At 43.2% G+C, this 15103-nt stretch carries 13 protein-coding genes; 8 read left to right on the forward strand and 5 right to left on the reverse strand.

Annotation, left to right across the window (positions count from 1 at the left end):
• Positions 1–133 precede the first annotated feature (133 nt).
• The 4 genes from CC90_RS24490 to CC90_RS0101715 all read left to right on the forward strand — a co-directional run bounded on the left by CC90_RS24490 (position 134) and on the right by CC90_RS0101715 (position 3947).
• Complete coding sequence (locus CC90_RS24490) at positions 134–817, forward strand: DUF1653 domain-containing protein (RefSeq protein ID WP_035315097.1); 684 nt, start codon at positions 134–136, stop codon at positions 815–817.
• A 114-nt stretch (positions 818–931) separates the two neighbouring features.
• Entirely contained in the window at positions 932–2683 is a 1752-nt protein-coding gene (mutY, locus tag CC90_RS0101705) for an A/G-specific adenine glycosylase (RefSeq protein ID WP_031389109.1), read from the forward strand.
• A 67-nt stretch (positions 2684–2750) separates the two neighbouring features.
• Positions 2751–2873: a hypothetical protein gene (locus CC90_RS24780; protein WP_278245441.1), complete on the forward strand. Its 123-nt coding sequence runs from the start codon at positions 2751–2753 to the stop codon at positions 2871–2873.
• A gap of 48 nt (positions 2874–2921) precedes the next feature.
• Positions 2922–3947 carry a glycosyltransferase family 2 protein gene (locus tag CC90_RS0101715; protein ID WP_031389110.1) on the forward strand — a complete coding sequence of 342 codons (1026 nt, stop codon included), beginning with the start codon at positions 2922–2924 and terminating at the stop codon, positions 3945–3947.
• Positions 3948–3967: 20 nt separating this feature from the next.
• Here CC90_RS0101715 and CC90_RS0101720 read toward each other — a convergent pair whose 3' ends face one another.
• Both CC90_RS0101720 and CC90_RS0101725 read right to left on the reverse strand, forming a co-directional pair.
• Positions 3968–4645 carry a phosphatase PAP2 family protein gene (locus tag CC90_RS0101720; RefSeq protein WP_031389111.1) on the reverse strand — a complete coding sequence of 226 codons (678 nt, stop codon included), beginning with the start codon at positions 4643–4645 and terminating at the stop codon, positions 3968–3970.
• A gap of 35 nt (positions 4646–4680) precedes the next feature.
• Positions 4681–5658, reverse strand: a complete 978-nt coding sequence (locus tag CC90_RS0101725) for a diacylglycerol/lipid kinase family protein (protein ID WP_031389112.1) — start codon at positions 5656–5658, stop codon at positions 4681–4683.
• Positions 5659–6062: 404 nt separating this feature from the next.
• On the opposite strand from CC90_RS0101725, the gene CC90_RS0101730 reads away from it, so the two are divergent.
• On the forward strand, positions 6063–6632 hold the full coding sequence (locus CC90_RS0101730; RefSeq protein WP_031389113.1) for an N-acetylmuramoyl-L-alanine amidase family protein: 570 nt from the start codon (positions 6063–6065) through the stop codon (positions 6630–6632).
• A gap of 417 nt (positions 6633–7049) precedes the next feature.
• Here CC90_RS0101730 and CC90_RS22055 read toward each other — a convergent pair whose 3' ends face one another.
• Positions 7050–7499, reverse strand: a complete 450-nt coding sequence (locus CC90_RS22055) for a cupin domain-containing protein (protein WP_051869233.1) — start codon at positions 7497–7499, stop codon at positions 7050–7052.
• Between the two features lie 356 nt (positions 7500–7855).
• Here CC90_RS22055 and CC90_RS0101740 point away from each other — a divergent pair, with 356 nt between their 5' ends.
• Both CC90_RS0101740 and CC90_RS0101745 read left to right on the forward strand, forming a co-directional pair.
• Positions 7856–9094, forward strand: a complete 1239-nt coding sequence (locus tag CC90_RS0101740; protein WP_031389115.1) for a serine hydroxymethyltransferase — start codon at positions 7856–7858, stop codon at positions 9092–9094.
• Positions 9095–9201: 107 nt separating this feature from the next.
• Complete coding sequence (locus CC90_RS0101745; RefSeq protein ID WP_031389116.1) at positions 9202–11154, forward strand: [Fe-Fe] hydrogenase large subunit C-terminal domain-containing protein; 1953 nt, start codon at positions 9202–9204, stop codon at positions 11152–11154.
• On the opposite strand, the gene CC90_RS0101750 is transcribed toward CC90_RS0101745, so the two are convergent.
• The gene (locus CC90_RS0101750) at positions 11148–11780 is read right to left on the reverse strand and encodes a lactate utilization protein (protein ID WP_031389117.1); all 633 of its coding nucleotides are present in this window, start codon (positions 11778–11780) and stop codon (positions 11148–11150) included. The two genes, CC90_RS0101745 and CC90_RS0101750, sit on opposite strands and share 7 nt — an antisense overlap.
• A gap of 75 nt (positions 11781–11855) precedes the next feature.
• Positions 11856–12959 carry a hypothetical protein gene (locus CC90_RS0101755; RefSeq protein WP_051869234.1) on the reverse strand — a complete coding sequence of 368 codons (1104 nt, stop codon included), beginning with the start codon at positions 12957–12959 and terminating at the stop codon, positions 11856–11858.
• A gap of 652 nt (positions 12960–13611) precedes the next feature.
• On the opposite strand from CC90_RS0101755, the gene CC90_RS0101760 reads away from it, so the two are divergent.
• Complete coding sequence (locus CC90_RS0101760; RefSeq protein ID WP_035315098.1) at positions 13612–15048, forward strand: glycoside hydrolase family 3 protein; 1437 nt, start codon at positions 13612–13614, stop codon at positions 15046–15048.
• The last annotated feature ends 55 nt before the right edge of the window (positions 15049–15103 follow it).

Genomic DNA, 15103 nt, shown 5'->3' on the forward strand with positions numbered 1-15103 from the left:
TTAAAGCGTAGAGAGTAAGGGTTAATGGTGGTAAAAGGACAGATTAGTAGCAGGAAAAGCATGACAAGTTGACGGCGGGGTATTATAATGATAGGAGCAGTGTTAAAATTTAAGGAAGAAGTGAGGATACATTATGCAGCATATACCCCAGCCACATGAGATTTACAGGCATTTTAAGGGAAATACCTATCAGATCATTACGATAGCAGAGCACTCGGAAACGGGAGAAATGCTTGTCATATATCAGGCTATGTATGGAAATTATAAGACTTATGCCAGATCTATGGATATGTTTCTGGAGAAGCTGGATAAGGAAAAATATCCTCAGGCAACGCAGGAATACCGGTTTGAAGTGGTGTCGATAGCGGCAAAAAAGCCGGAAATAGAACCTGCAGGAGAAGTGAAAAAGGCAGAAATAGAGTCTTTAAGAGAAGTAGTAAAAAAAGCAGAAATAGAGCGTTCAAAAGAAGTAGTGAAAAAAGCAGAAATAGAGCCTGCAAAGAAATTGGTAGAAGAACTGGCGATAGAACCGGAAGGGGTATTGACGAATGCAACGGCAATACAATCGACAGACGAAGAGGAAGAGCAAGCGCTGAATATTGATCCGCAAGTATTAAAATTCCTTGATGCGGACTCTTATGAGGAGCGGTTGAATATACTAACTGGCATTCATCACCGCATTACCGACGATATGATCAATGTCATGGCAATAGCTACGGATATAGAAGTGAAGCCCGGCGATATAGAGGAAAGGTATGTGGAGCTTAGAAATTGTCTCCTTAAGTTGGAGAAATTCGAATGCAACAGATTGCGCTAGGCATTTTTTGCATGTTGATTGCGAAGCGGTGGTTTAACAATGAGTAAAATACACTCATAAAGTAAAATACACTCATAGAGTAAAAGATATTTGTAGGAAAGATATGGTATTGAAATGAAGTATAGGAACATTACGGAGGGCAGTTTTTTGGAGCGTCCGAACCGTTTTATTGCCTATGTGGAGATAAACGGAAAAAAAGAAAAGGTTCATGTGAAAAATACGGGGAGATGCAGGGAGCTTTTGACTCCCGGCGCCACGGTCTATTTGGAAAAGAGTGACAATGGGGAGCGCGCCACCGCTTATGATCTGGTATCGGTAAAAAAGGGCGAGCGTATGATAAATATGGATTCGTCGGCACCCAATAAAGCGGTGCACGAATGGCTTCTGAAAAAGGAGCTTTTTCCAGGATTAAAAAATGTATATCCGGAAAAGGTCTATAGAAATTCCCGATTTGATTTCTATATAGAAACGGAGGAGGAAAAAATTTTCCTCGAGGTAAAAGGCGTGACGCTGGAAAAGGATAACGCGGTGTATTTTCCTGATGCCCCGTCGGAGCGTGCCGTGAAGCATGTGGGAGAGCTGGCGGAGGCAATAAAGGAAGGATATAGTGCGTATATTGTCTTGGTAGTCCAGATGAAGGAAGTGGATTTCTTTGCTCCGAATGTGGAAACCCATCCTGCCTTTGCACAGGCTCTTTTGGAAGCACGGGAGGCAGGTGTGAAGATTCTGGCCTATGACTGTGAGGTAACGCCGGACAGCATGGAACTTCGCGACCCGGTGCCGGTAGTATTGACTGAGTTGGACTTGATTGCGAAGCCGCTGCTTTCATGGTATGACAGGGGCAGGAGAATACTTCCGTGGAGAGAAAATCCTATGCCCTATTATGTCTGGCTTTCCGAAATCATGCTGCAGCAGACGCGGGTAGAGGCAGTGAAGCCGTATTTTGACAGATTTATCGGTCAGGTACCCGATGTGAAGAGCCTTGCCTGCTTGGAGGAAGAACGTTTGGTAAAGCTATGGGAGGGTCTGGGCTATTATAACCGGGTTCGTAATCTGCAGCGCGCTGCGAAGATAATTATGGAGAAATACGAAGGTATCATGCCGTCCGGGTATGAGAAGCTCATGGATCTTCCGGGAATCGGGAGTTATACGGCGGGCGCGATAGCTTCCATCGCTTATGGGAAGGCGGTGCCTGCGGTAGACGGCAACGTGTTGCGGGTACTTTCCAGACTGCGCATGGACGGAGAGGATATCCTTTCCCAGAAGACGAAGAGCAGGGTAGAAAAGGAGTTAGGTGCCGTAATACCCGAGGATAGGCCGGGCGACTTCAATCAAGCGCTGATGGAGCTTGGTGCTACAGTGTGCCTGCCAAACGGTGCGCCGAAGTGTATGGAGTGCCCTTGGAAAGGCTTTTGCAAGGCACATTTACAGGATAAAATCTTTGAATTTCCAAAAAAGAAATCGAAGAAGGAAAGGATCATAGAAGAAAAGACAGTGCTCGTCATCAAGGCTGAGGATAAGGCTGCTTTCGAAAAAAGACCGGAAAAGGGGTTGTTAGCTGGGATGTATGGTTTTCCTATGCTGGAAGGACATCGCTCGGAGGAAGAGGTGCTTTATTTCCTAAGGTCGAAAGGGCTTAGGGTTATCCGTATTCAGAGAATCGGAGAAGCAAAGCATATTTTTTCCCATAAGGAATGGCATATGATAGGCTATGCGATTAATATCGACGAGCTGGAAGCTCCGAAGGAGGGTGTAGCAAAAGCCGGCTGGATATTCGCCGATAAGGACGAGGCGAGAGAGCGCTATCCGATTCCTGCGGCCTATGCGTCTTACGCAAAATATCTGGATATTAAATTAGGCGTATGACGAGGAATGAAATCTGTTCTGTCTGTACAAAATAAGAACAGTATATTTTAATAGGCAGGCTTTTAGGATGAATATAGAAGGAATATGTTTCGTCGTTGGAATAGGGAGTATCCTGGCCGGGCTGCTGTTATTGGCAGCAATCGCGGCAGCAAAGAAGAAGATAGGGAATAATTTAAAAAAGGGCTTCTAAGGATGAAAAATCATAAAATCTATAAATTTTAATGGTTGGAGGAAGAAGATGAAGTTATTGACAATTGCAATACCCTGCTATAATTCGGAAGGGTATATGAGAAAATGTGTGGAATCTCTGCTTGTAGGCGGAGAGGATGTGGAAATCATCATAGTGGATGACGGTTCTAAGGACGGTACCGCAGCAATTGCAGATGAGTATGCAGGGAAATACCCGTCCATTGTACATGCGGTGCATAAGGAAAACGGAGGACATGGCTCAGCCGTGAACACGGGAATAGAAAATGCCTCCGGTTTGTTTTTCAAAGTGGTGGACAGTGACGACTGGGTAAAGGAAAGCGACTATATACAGATACTGGATACCCTGAGAGATTTGACAGGAGGAGAAAAGGTGCTGGATATGCTGATCAGCAACTTTGTCTATGAAAAAGAAGGTGAGAAAAGGAACAAGGTAATGCGTTATCATCACGCCTTGCCCCAGAACGAAATGTTTACATGGGACGACGTGAGATATTTCCGTAAGGGACAGTATATCCTCATGCACTCCGTTATCTTTCGGACGAAGCTTTTGAAAGACTGCGGGCTGAAGCTTCCGGAGCACACCTTTTATGTGGACAATCTGTATGTGTTCGAGCCCCTTCCTTTTGTAAAAAACATGTATTATCTGGACGTAAACTTCTACCGCTATTACATCGGGCGGGAGGGCCAGTCAGTAAACGAGACAATCATGATTTCCAGGATCGATCAGCAAATTAAGGTCAATAAAATCATGGTGGATTATATGGCGGAGAATAAGGCTAAAATCAAAGCAAACCGCAAAATGAAGAAATATATGTTCAACTATTTGGAAATCATAACGACTATTTCCTCCATACTACTTATCCGGGGAGGAAGCGAGGAACATCTCGAGAAAAAGAAGGAGCTTTGGGACTATATCAGGCAGAAGGACAGAATGCTTTATACGAAGCTTAGATACGGCATTCTCGGAAGCTCTATGAATCTGCCCGGAAAGGGCGGAAGAAAGATTTCGGTAGAAGGCTACCGCATTTGCCAGCGATTTTTCAAATTCAATTAATTAAAAAAACACCGTAGGTCTTAGTTGACCTGCGGTGCTGCTTTTTTACGGGCATGAGCTCTTTCCTTGTATGCCATGACAATATCATATTTGTATACAACGCCATACATGACAGCGGCCATGATGAAAGCGGTGACCACATCGAATAAGGAATGCTGTTTGAGGAACATGGTGGAAAGAATAATGGAAACACATGTAATTAACGAACCTCTGGTTACCCACTTTTTACCCGCCAGGCGGGGACTTTTTACAATGGCAAAATGAGCTCCAAGCGAATTATATACATGGATGCTGGGCCACAGGTTGGTAGCGGTATCCGTGCTGTACAGGTAAGTCGTCAAATGGGTAAAAATATTGTCTCTTGGCATGATGGCGGGACGTAAATGGTGTCCGTTGGGGAACAGTGTGGAAATAATGAGAAAAATGGTCATGCCGGTAATGAAGAATACGCAGGACTTGGCATAGTCCTCTTTGTTCTTGAAAAAGAAGTAAATGACTACTCCCGATACGTAAACAAACCATAAAAAGTACGGAATGACAAAAAATTCACAAAAAGGAATATAATCATCCAATGCCACATGAATGACACGGAAGTTTCTCTTAACGTGTTCCTCCAGATACATAAACCATGTCAGATAAATGACTCCATAAATCATGAGCGGTATCCCATGTTTATATTTTTCATAAAAAGTTTTCATTACGCACCTCATGCCCTCCCATGGCAGACTAAAAATCACATCATTAATTTTATTTTCTGTGAAATACAAGAGATAATGATACTGTCGGACTTCGCATATACTTCGCCGTCGGTATGTACCCAAAGCGGCATGGAGGCGGTAAGCCTTACCTTCGATGCCGTATAATGTTTTATTTGAGAAAATATGTAATGCTTTCCGAAAAATGCGGTAGGAAGAGCCAGCAACAAAACCGGTTTAGGCAGGTTTCCTACTACACATAAATCCAAAACTCCGTCAGCAGAATCTGCCGCCGGACAGAATTTAAAGCCTCCGCCCTCGTACTTGTGGATCATGAATGCAGTAAACAAAAAGCGGTCAAGGTGAATGGGTTCCTCTGCGTCGTCCAGATAGATGTCGCAGGAGACGGACCTTGCAGCAATCAATTGCTTTAAAGCAATAACGAGATAGGTAAGCTTTCCAAGCCCCAGCTTGTTTAATATATTTTTAAAACGGGAGGCCAGTGCTTCCTCACATACGGCAGCATCGAAGCCGATACCGCTGCTTACGGAAAAATACCGGGTGTCCGGTATCTCCTGTGCGTGAAGCCTGGAAGTTTCTCCCGGCGGATTATCATAGGTGAGCAGTCCAATGTCCATGGTGCGTGTAACCTTCCCTTCTATAATAGAGGAAAGAATCTCCAAAGGATCCTTCGGAAGCTGTAAATCTCTTGCCAAATCGTTGCTCGAACCGGTGGGGATATAGCCCAGCCATACACGATCGAAGTCGCTGATGCCCTGAAGCACTTCATTCATAGTGCCGTCACCACCAAGAATAATCAACTTGATAGGCTCTGCATCAGGATTATCGGCAAGAGGAGCGGTAAGCTTTGCAACGACCTGAGTAACATGCCCGATTCCCTTTGAAAAGACAACCTTATGTGATATTTCCTTTTCCTTGAAAATCTCTTCCAGTTCTGTCCACATCTGCCGTCCCCGTCCGGATTTGGAAGCGGGATTTACAATCACATAATACATAGCACGCCCTCATTTGCATCAAATATATACCGCTTTTTAATCAATCCTCATTTTATCAGTATTTTGTAAGGAAGTAAATAAGCCATTGGATATAATTTCTTAAATATTCCTTAATCTTAATGTGCCGTACTTAATCAGAAATAGGTAAGAAGTCGTTTCTTCAATTTGGGCTTTTGTAATATTGAATGAGAAGGTTACACGAAGTATATGCTTTATATCATGTCTTTAGTATTAATCAGGTCAAGTATCCTTTTGCACATAGTAGAACAAACGTGTGCAAAGTACACCTTCACACGTTAAAACAGCAAGGTTTTTCCTATAGTATAAAAAAGGAGGAAAAAAGGTAGCAATCGGGAGAACCCGGAATATATTTATAATAGTTAATAAGAAAAGGAAATGCTGATATGGCTATTAAGATATTTATTGATCAGGGACATAACCCCAGCGGGTATTTTAACAGCGGTGCGGAAGCAAACGGTTTGCAAGAATCAGAAATAAATTATCAGGTGGGGATTTATTTACGGAACCTGCTGAACAATGATCCAAGGTTTGAGGCACGTGTGTCCAGGCCGGAACCCAATACAGTACTAGGAACAAATAACACGACCAGCCTGGCAGAGAGAGTCCGCATGGCCAATGAGTGGCCGGCAGACTATTTTATCAGCATTCATTGCAATTATAGCCCCGATCCTGCTATCAATGGGACAGAAGTGTATATTTACCAATACGGTACGCAGGCTCAATGGCTGGCTGAACGGATCATGTATGGAATAAACCAGGTGACTGGAACGAGAAATAATGGAATCAGGGAAAACCCTTCCCTATATGTTTTGAGAAATGTAATTATGCCGGCAAACCTTGTCGAACTAGCATATTTGAGCAACCTTTCGGATGCGGAAAAATTACGTAATAACCCATACGGATTTGCCTATGGCATTTACTTAGGGCTGCTTCGGTACTTTGGCTTTGTCTGATGGATATTGGTGTGGAAGAATAGTTTCCCCTTTTACATGGAAAAGACGCTCGTCTTCGGATGGGTGTCTTTCTATTTATGTAATTAAGAAAGTGTCTCTATTATATAAACAATGGATGCGCAGCACACTTTTCTTCTTTGCCCGCAAAAAAGGCAGCGCATTGGGAATATTCCTTACGCTGCCTTTCTCTGGGTTATGATGAAACAACAGTTATTGTGTTGTGCCGTTTGTATAAAATTTTAGGAGTCAAATATGAGGATTATCTCAATACTATATTATTCCACCGGATAGATTTGGAAACTTGTTTATTTCCCTAAAGAGAAATGTGCGTTCCGATTGGCATTTTCTCTGTTTTTAACGCATTTTCAGACTTTAAACGTTAAAATTGTCACGGTAATAGGGGGGGATGAGAAAATATTAATAATTTTCATAGTAATCAAACCATTCTTGCGTTGTTCTGAAAACAGTATTGTAGGAATGTAAAGCCGGCGCAAAGATGCTGTACATTTTTAAATCCAAATTACCGATGTTTACTACATTATGCCACATACCGGCTGGAACGATTATTGAATAGCCCTCGGACGCGTAAGATTGAAGGTTAATGCAATTATAGCAGGAGCCCATGATGATCAATGCTTCACCCTTCTCGATATAAAAGAATTGATCAGAAGTATAATGGACATCCAGCCCGGTTTCCGTATCGACAGGCACGGACATAAGTGCGAATTGTATTTTTTTGCTGGTCCATCTTGTAGTATAAAAAAGAGTGTTATCTAAGACCTCTTGCCGAAGGTTGGTTATATAGGGAATGGAACCCTGATTTACATCATTTTGATTATCCGGAAGTCTTCCGGTATTGTTATCCATGCTGTTATGTTACTCCTTAAGGTTTCTTATAGTACTACTATATGTGTTTTGAGGTGTGAAGTGTAAAAGTCTGTCGAAAATCAATAAGTTTGAGAATATGATTTTTACAGTTTGGAATTTTTAATACATAAGAGAGGCGGGATGTGAATATTTGCCCTTTGTTAATAGCAGCTGAAACAGACTTATTCTGAAAGTCACATAAAGTATACAAAAAGGCTGTATATGCCTATAAATACGCAAGTATCTCTGAAATATTCCTTAATAGGATATTCTTTTTAAATGGTTTTCATTCTGAAAAAACTATGTTATACTTCAAGATGAACTTTAGCGGAATAAAGAGGACGGAGGAAAAGGATATGTATTCATTGGATGAAGTAAAGAAAATCGATCCGAAAATCGCGCAGGCGATCGTGGACGAGCAGAACAGACAGAATTCCCATATTGAGCTGATAGCATCGGAAAACTGGGTAAGCGAAGCGGTCATGGCAGCAATGGGGAGCCCGCTTACGAACAAATACGCGGAAGGGTATCCGGGGAAGAGATATTATGGCGGCTGCGATTGCGTGGACGTGGTAGAAAATCTTGCAATCGAAAGAGCCAAGGAATTATTCGGATGTGATTATGCGAACGTACAGCCTCATTCGGGAGCGCAGGCTAATCTTGCGGTTCAGTTCGCAATATGCGAACCGGGCGATACCATCATGGGAATGAACCTCGCTCACGGCGGACATTTAACACATGGAAGTCCGGTCAATATTTCCGGTAAATATTTCAATATCGTTCCTTACGGAGTTAATGACGAAGGCTTTATCGATTATGATAAATTGAGAGAGATTGCTTTGGAGACGAAGCCTAAGATGATTATCGCAGGAGCATCGGCATATGCGAGAGCCATCGATTTTAAGAAATTCAGGGAAGTAGCGGACGAGGTGGGAGCAGTGCTCATGGTGGATATGGCGCATATTGCAGGACTTGTAGCGGCAGGACTTCATCCGGATCCGATCCCATATGCGGATGTGGTAACGACAACGACCCATAAGACGCTCAGAGGCCCAAGAGGCGGTCTGATTCTGTGCAATCAGGAAGCCGCTGATAAGTATAACTTTAACAAAGCAATATTCCCCGGAATTCAGGGCGGCCCCCTTATGCATGTGATCGCAGCAAAAGCGGTATGTTTTAAAGAAGCACTTTCGGGAGACTTCAAGAAGTATCAGCAGCAAGTAGTGGATAATGCGCAGGCGCTTTGCAGCGGACTTCTTAACAGAGGTATTAAGATCGTATCCGGCGGTACGGATAACCATCTTATGTTGGTAGACCTTACGAACTTCGATTTGACCGGTAAAGAGGTTGAGAAGTTATTGGATGAGGCACATATTACTTCAAATAAGAATACGATTCCTAACGATCCGAAGTCTCCGTTTGTTACGAGCGGCATCAGACTCGGAACACCGGCAGTAACTTCACGCGGTATGAATACCGAAGATATGGATGCGATTGCGGAGGCCATTGCGCTGGTAATCAAGGGCGGAGAAGAGAAGATTCCGCAAGCAAGGGAAATTGTGCAGAAATTGACGGAGAAGTATCCGTTGGCTTAGTTTTTATTTTGTAAAGAGGGGGCATGTATCTTTTTTCACTGATACATGCCTTTGGCACGCTAAAAAAATATATATCAGTGAAAAACTATACGAAGGAGGAATGGGGAATGGGAAATAACGCAGGAAAATCATTAGTCTACACAAATGAAAATTGTATTGGGTGCAATAAGTGTATTTCTGTATGTCCGGTATTAACGGCAAATCATGCGGTGGAGGAAGACGGAAAGAGCAAGATTGTGGTGGATGGTAATGTGTGCATTAGCTGTGGAGCATGTTTCGATGCTTGCGAGCATGAGGCAAGAAGTTTTCAGGATGATACGGTACGCTTTTTCGAGGATTTGAAGAAAGGGGAGAAGATTTCGCTCTTACTGGCACCGGCTTTTCTGGCAAATTATCCGAAAGAATATGCTTCGGTATTGGGCGGTTTGAAAAAGTTAGGAGTAAATCATATTATCAGCGTAAGCTTCGGCGCGGATATTACCACATGGGGGTATATCAAATACATAACGGAGCATAATTTTACAGGAGGAATCTCCCAGCCATGCCCAGCAGTAGTCGGATATGTTGAGAAATATATACCCGAACTTATTCCTCAATTAGTTCCGATACATTCGCCGATGATGTGCAGTGCTATATATGCCAAAAAGTATATGAACATCTCCGATAAACTGGCGTTTATCAGTCCTTGTATCGCTAAGAAAAATGAAATAGAGGATCCGAATACTTATGGTCATATATCTTACAATGTGACGTTTGACCATCTTATGAAATACGTGAGAGAGAATCATATAACAGGTCCCGATGTTACGGATGAAATAGAATATGGTTTGGGTTCCGTGTATCCAATGCCCGGAGGTCTGAAAGAAAATGTCTACTGGTTCTGCGGAGAAGATGTTTTTGTACGTCAGATTGAAGGGGAAAAGCACATGTATAAGTTCCTTGAAAACTATAAGGAGCGGGTACGGAGTAACAAAGAATTGCCTTTTATGGTAGATGCTCTTAACTGCTCGAAAGGATGTGTATACGGAACGGCAATCGAAGAAGAAAAGGAAGCGTCGGAAGATAATTTATATATTCTGCAGGAAATAAAAGAAAAGAGCAAAAGAAAAAGAAGGAATCATCCTTTTGCTAAGGGACTGACAGAAAAACAGAGGCTGAAAAGGCTGAACAGTGCCTTTGCCAAATTAGATATCAATGATTTTGTAAGAAATTATAAGGACCGCTCCAAAGAAGTAATGATCAAAAAGCTGGATGAAAAAGAAGCCGATCAAATCTTCAGAAGCATGAATAAGCTGACCGCCCAGGATAGAGCGATCAACTGTTCCGCTTGCGGTTATAATACATGCCGGGATATGGTACAGGCTGTTTATAACGGCTGTAATACGAAAACAAGCTGTATTCACTTTATGAAAGATGAAGTAGAAAAGGATAAAGAGCGTGTAGAGAATCTTTCGGAAGAGATGCAGAAAAAGAATGAAATGATAGCGGTGAAGAACGAGCAGATTTCTGCTCTTATGGAAAGTCTTGTTTTTGATTTCGAACATTTGGATAAGTCTATCAGGGAAATGTCCGAGGGCAACAATAACAATGCGCAGGAAAGTACGGGCATTAACATGCTGATGATAGAAGTCGTGGAATTCAGCGAACAATTGAAAGAAGCGCTTGGCGCCATTGAAACCTTGGTGCAGGGGCTTCAGAAAAACAATGAGGAAATCACGAATGTTGCCGATGAAACAAACCTGTTATCTTTGAATGCGAGTATTGAGGCGGCAAGAGCGGGCAGCGCGGGAAGAGGTTTTGCCATTATCGCAGAGAATATCAAGAAGCTTGCGGATTCTTCTAAAGAGACGGCGAGTGACAGCGAGGAAAATCAGTTTAAAATCGGGGAAGCTGTTTTAAATCTGCAGAACAGAGCCGGACAGTTGATTGAAATTATCGACGGTGTAAATGCCAAGGTGACGAGTTTGGCAGCGGCAACGGAAGAAATTGCGGCAGCAACGGTAGAAGTAAGTGAAATTACGAATGTTCTAAAAAGAAAAATGGAAGAACTGGTTCAATAACCCAGTTCTTCCGCTATCAGATATACTTTAATGCGGCCTTTAATTCCGCTGCGGCGGGTGATGACGAGCTGGCTGCACATGCAGTCGTTGGAGAAGCAGTCCCCGCAATGTCCGGTTGCGTTGCAAGGCGTCTTTTTGTCGAGACGCTTCGCGTTAGCCGGAGCTGCAATATTACGTGTGCGCTTAACTCCGCCTTCCACGTCTGTGACCAGCTTGTTCATGCCTGCCAGAACGATTACGTTTTCCGGCCCGAAGGTTAAGAATGCCACGCGGTTACCGCGGCCGTCAATGTTTATTAATTCTCCTTGAAGGGTGATGGCATTGGTACTCATCAGATAATAATCGGCGAGCATCGTCTGCGCATATAACTTACGCTTTTCCTCATCGGGTACGGCGTCTCTGTCCAATAAAGAATAATTTTCTTTTTTTATCCGGTCCATGAGGCCGGATTCTTTTATTGTTTCACTTCCGCCCCAGGAAATTATGCTGTTTTCCGGAATGGAGGAAATGATTGCCTCTATGCAGGATGCAGAATCTTCAAAAAAATAACCCTCCATATTCCTTTTCTCTAAATTTTTGATAATGCTCTCCGCCGCCGATGCAAAGGCCGCCTGTTTGTGGGTCATATGTTTGCCTCCTTATTTATACAGATTGAGATATTCACGGTATTTATTATATTGCTGAAAAACTCCGGTCAGAAATCACGGTGTGGGAAAGCCTACGCCGAAGGCCGTACCGAGAGAAAGGCAGACAGACATAGGATGATTGGAATATCCCGCCGCCATTGCCGTCCCGTCATGGACCATTGTGAAATAATAATCCTTATTATATATTTCTTTCAGATAGCCGGAGAGATAATCCGCATAATTCGAAGAAATCAGACGCAACTTACCGTAACCGCCCCGGTTAGCGATGACACCATCCTTTACGTAATTGGCAATGCTTAGGATGATATGGGGATGAATGGTCAGCCCCAGCGTCTCTACTTCGAGGATGGTCTTCGCAATGGTTTCGAGAAAATGATTATTTAAAAGAACTGCTTCTTTTTTCTCCGTAATGGGGTCTTTGATATCCCATTCCACATGCTGTGACAAAGTCTTTTCTAAAATCACAACATCTTTGACCTGCCCATTTTCCACAGTAACATAGCAGCGCTTGATGAAGCTTTGCCCGTAGTCGAATATCAGGTTGACCTGTAACTGCGGTCCGCTTTCCAGATATGTCGCGCAGCCTCGTAATCCCGCATAGGTGGAATCTTTTCCGAGAATGATACGGTAGGGTGTTTTGTTAGAAAGGGCAAATACCTTTTCCATATAATATTTTAATTGCCCTCCTAAGGGCGGGCTGGCTAATCCGCCCACCAAGATAATCTGCTGCAGGCAACTCCAATAGTTCCAATGTTCGTCGGTCCAGTCCATGCGCGCTTTTCTGTTTTCGGCAGAGCCTTCCTTTAAACAAAGGAGAATGACGGCCAGACGCTCACCGAAGAGCTTCAGAATTCTGTGGGCCTCTGAGGAGACCGTAGGGCTGTCGCTCTCCAGACAAGTCTCCAAATAGAGCGGGAGTGATTTTTCCTCAAGTGAGGAAATGTCTATTTGTAATTTATCCGCGGAGTTCTTGATTTCGGTTATCAATAAATCAGTGGAAAAAATATCCTGCGCGCTTTTGCCGGAAAGACTCTGGCTTACGGAACAGTCCGGCATCTTGGCAATAAGTAGTTTGTTGACAGAGGCGTTCGGGGTAAGAATGCCTTCTATTAAAAAAGGGTTATGAATGGTGATTTCCTCCTTTAAAGATTTTTGCACTATAGTTATATTATACTCGATATGAGGGAGGCTGCAAGGAAAATAATGGAGGAGTGAGATAAAATGGCAGATTTTGACCGAATTATTGGAAATAAATGACTATAAAGCGGGCTGATGATTGTTAATTGATTAAAAATATTGATAAATATGTAACAATTTACCATAAAAGGAAGTAATATGAAAAAATATAAAACAATTTGATAAAATGTGTTGACAAATATGGACTTGTATCATATAATGTAGACATAACAAAAGAAATTTATATATAAAATACAAAAGAAAGAGAGGTATGGACCACCGAAAACGTTATTTTGAAAATACAAAAGAGTTGATTTACAAAAGAAGTAGTAGTCGAGTACATAAGAAAAAGTAACGCAGGACATAGGATGAGGTTATTGAAGTTATCTTCAATAAAGATTTATCGACCGTTACAGTACGGTAGTACGAAAGAAAAATGGAAAGAGTACGAAAGATAAAAAATGAAAAACTGGAGGTACAGACCATTGGATAGTATAGTTTAGGAGAGGGTATTGATCTTGACGATCGATATCCTCTTCTAAGTTATGCTTTGTTTTTGTCGAAAATGAAAAAATTATGGAAAAATCTGAACAAATGGGTTATGATAGCTATATATATCAAGTTGGAGTGGAATATGAGAGACAATAATAATGATTTTGATGAAAGAAGAGAATATAGGAAAAAGAGAAGAGTCCGCAATCAGGTGATATCTTATGTTTGCGTGATAATCTTTTTTGCTGCAGTGATTACGGGAGCAGCTATAGGGATTCGTACTCTTACCAAGAACATATCGGAAAAAAAGCAGGCGGAGGAACTGGCAGTTCAACTGGAGGAGATTTCCAATCAGGAGGAAGTCGCAGTAGCGCCGCCGGAGGCTGTTAAAGAAGAGCCGTCGGAAGAGGTGGACTGGCTGGAGGAAATGGTGGAGGCTTGTATCGCGGAGATGCCTTTGGAGGATAAGGTGGCAGGCTTGTTCATGATAACACCTGAAGCTCTTACCGGTGTGAGTCAGGCGATTAAAGCCGGCGATGGAACGAAGGATGCTTTGAATCAGTATGCTGTCGGCGGACTTATATATTTCAGCCAGAATATTAAGGATAAGGAGCAGCTGACACAGATGCTGTCGAATACGTCCAGTATGAGTAAATATCCCCTGTTTCTTGCGGTGGATGAAGAAGGCGGCTCGGTAAGCAGAGTGAGTGGGAGCAAGATAGAGGTTCCTGAGGTTTCGGATATGGCTGAGGTCGGAGCTTCGGGCGATACGAAGGAAGCGTATAATGCAGGTACGACAATTGCATCTTATCTTTATGAGCTGGGGTTCAATGTGGATTTTGCGCCTGTCGCGGATGTGGTGACGGATACGGGGAGCTCGGTAATCGGCAGTCGTTCGTTTGGCAGTGATCCTGCGACCGTGGGAAATATGGTAGCAGCTATGGTAGGAGGCCTTCAGGATACGGGGATAAGCTCTTGCCTGAAGCATTTTCCGGGAATCGGAGATACGACAGAGGATACCCATAAGGGAATGGCTTCTGCTGAAAAGAGTCTGGAGGATATGAAAGCGTCCGATTTCATTCCCTTTCAGTCGGGAATCGGGTCGGGAGCGCATTTTGTTATGGTCAGTCATGTGTCGGCGCCCAATTTAGTGGGAGATAATACTCCTTGTTCTCTGTCCGACAAGGTGATCACAGATGTTTTGCGCGGTGAATTGGGATATAACGGAATTGTCATAACGGACGCTATGAATATGGCGGCGGTTACGGAATATTACGCGTCTGACGAAGCTGCGGTCATGGCTATCAAAGCGGGAGCAGATATGATACTTATGCCGGAGGATTTTCAGGCGGCATATGATGGAGTGCTTGCGGCGGTAAAAGATGGAGTAATTGCGGAGGACCGCATCAATGAATCTCTCAAGAGAATCTATAGGGTTAAATACCGTGACAGAGTGGAACAGAGCGATGTTTCCGCAGATGAGTCAGCAGTGAGCGAGGGGGCAACGGGCGAAGGTGATGCTTCCGGTAGTGCGGGAGAAGAGCAGTTGGAGGAACAGCCGGCGGATGCGGGTGAATGACGAAGCCCCGGAAGAGAAATGGGAAAAGTTGAAAGATAGTCATTGATTCAAAATG

This window comes from Kineothrix alysoides (genome assembly GCF_000732725.1).
Lineage (GTDB): Bacteria > Bacillota > Clostridia > Lachnospirales > Lachnospiraceae > Kineothrix > Kineothrix alysoides.